The organism is Microcoleus sp. S13_C5, assembly GCF_036700845.1.
Taxonomy (GTDB): Bacteria; Cyanobacteriota; Cyanobacteriia; order Cyanobacteriales; family Microcoleaceae; genus Microcoleus.
Window position 1 is genome coordinate 1 of record NZ_JAUBPR010000266.1, and the last position, 1,898, is coordinate 1,898.

Sequence of the window (1,898 nt, forward strand, 5' to 3'; positions counted from 1 at the left end):
TATTTTTAAACTACGACTCATAAACGCACCATACAAGCTATCTCTCTATTATATGCAACTTCACATAAAATTGGTATCAAACCCCAAAACTACGGACGTGGTGGGATCAGGTTAGCCAGTTGCCCAACGTCAAAAAAGTGTGCGCGTAATTGCAGTCAAGATGAACCCGTTTTAAGGGCAAAAATCAGCGTGTCGGCTCCCGATGGTAGCGTAACAATGAAAATTATGTCAGTTTTGACGGTTTTAATCGGTCAGGAACGGACTTGAGGAAGTTTAATGCAAGCCGATCAATGCATTGGAGATTGCTGGGCTTGCAATTTGTAGATAATGCCGATGCCGATCCTGGGACCGATGGAGTGGAGGTATTTACCAAGCAGGAACACTTTGTCAGGGACTATAGCAAAAGTATTGGTCAGGAATGGAGTTATAAGGGATATACCGTAGATAAATTTCGCTATCCAGACGAGCTGCGGCTACCAGAAACATTACATGGGGCTACCTCGGTCTTCGTGCGTCGCATTGAGGGAAAGCGTTTTCTTTATCTCACCGGAATATTTGTCGATTATATCGAGAACTTTGTGTTGAACGTCTAATTGAGATTGTACTTAATATTAATGCCTCTATGGTGTGAATTGGCTTTTCATCCCATGAGGGGGGTCGAGATTGTGGAAGACGTGCGATCGCTATTTGATTGCCAATAGATGTAGTGTTTGAAAAGTGATACTCATGTTAAAAAAATTAAAAACCATTACTCTTTCCACTCTTCTGGCATTAGGAACAGCTACGCTGGGTTCTACTGCACCTCTCCCTAGTCCTAATAATCAAGGGGATTATATGGGAAGAGCTTATCATACTTATTGGGAAGTCGTAGATCCAGACCCAAATGGGTTAAATTGTCGCATGACAAATTCTTCTTTTGAAGAACTTATGCGTGCTGACAACCGCACTCCATTTGAGTTTTTTAATTGGTCTTTAGTTGGTGTCTTAAAACAGGGACAGCGTTTTGAAAGCTTTCCTAGTAATGCTGCGGGTACTTTCAACGATACCAGGGGTTTACCTTGGCTTTTTGTAGGAAAAAGCTACCCTGCTGGTGCAGCGCAAGGTTGTTTCGTTCGCGCTAATAGTCAATTTGTCAAACCAATACAGATGTCACCGACTCGCGTACAACCCCAAACGGGTCAACCGCTAGCAAGTTCCACAGCACTCCCGATGGAGCTTGGTTTTGACGAAGGATTTGGATCGATTGTAGTACCAGAAAGCGATACCACAGCATCGGCGTATGGAGGACGCTTAAGGCGATATGACGTTCACATTGCCAAAATGTTTGAAGTCACCCACTTTATGTGTCAACAAGAGAATTTAACACCCGGTATTACTTGGAATTACGCGGCTGGAGGTGGCAGGATTAATATGGGAAGTTTTGAAATAACCTGCCGACTTGCTAATCAAATAGCTAGTGCCTATGGTTTAGGTAAGTCGGAACCTACGAATGTGACTTTTTCGGCTGGTGAAGTAGGTCGCCCCGCTGTCAGAAGTTTCAACATTCCCATCCTAGATATTACAGGTGATAAAGTACCACGCTGGATGAGTTTTGTGCAGGGATTTGAGCCAGTGAGGAGGTAGGGCGAACACAGATAATATGCTCTACTGTCACTTAGAGCAATGTACCTTAATAAAATAGTTGAGAGGAGTTTATGCCGATAAAAATATTTTTATTTTTCCCCAAACAAAAAGCGCCCCTATTTCTAGGAGCGCTTTTTGTAATCTCGGACTAAAACTTAGCCATTGATAGAAGGAGCAACCATTGCTACGGGAGTTGTCTCACCAGCAGCCAAATCAAGCGGGAAGTTGTGAGCATTGCGCTCGTGCATTACTTCCATACCCAAGTTAGCGCGGTT

At 43.5% G+C, this 1,898-nt stretch carries 2 protein-coding genes and 1 pseudogene; 2 read left to right on the top strand and 1 reads right to left on the bottom strand.

The features are described from left to right. Positions 1-302 precede the first annotated feature (302 nt). The gene (locus QUA04_RS29480; protein ID WP_333264292.1) at positions 303-593 is read left to right on the top strand and encodes a hypothetical protein; all 291 of its coding nucleotides are present in this window, start codon (positions 303-305) and stop codon (positions 591-593) included. Between the two features lie 133 nt (positions 594-726). Beyond that, entirely contained in the window at positions 727-1,623 is an 897-nt protein-coding gene (locus QUA04_RS29485; RefSeq protein WP_333264296.1) for a hypothetical protein, read from the top strand. 155 nt (positions 1,624-1,778) lie between these two features. Here the strand turns inward: QUA04_RS29485 and QUA04_RS29490 are convergent. Beyond that, positions 1,779-1,898, bottom strand: a pseudogene (locus tag QUA04_RS29490) (photosystem II q(b) protein); the annotation flags it as partial.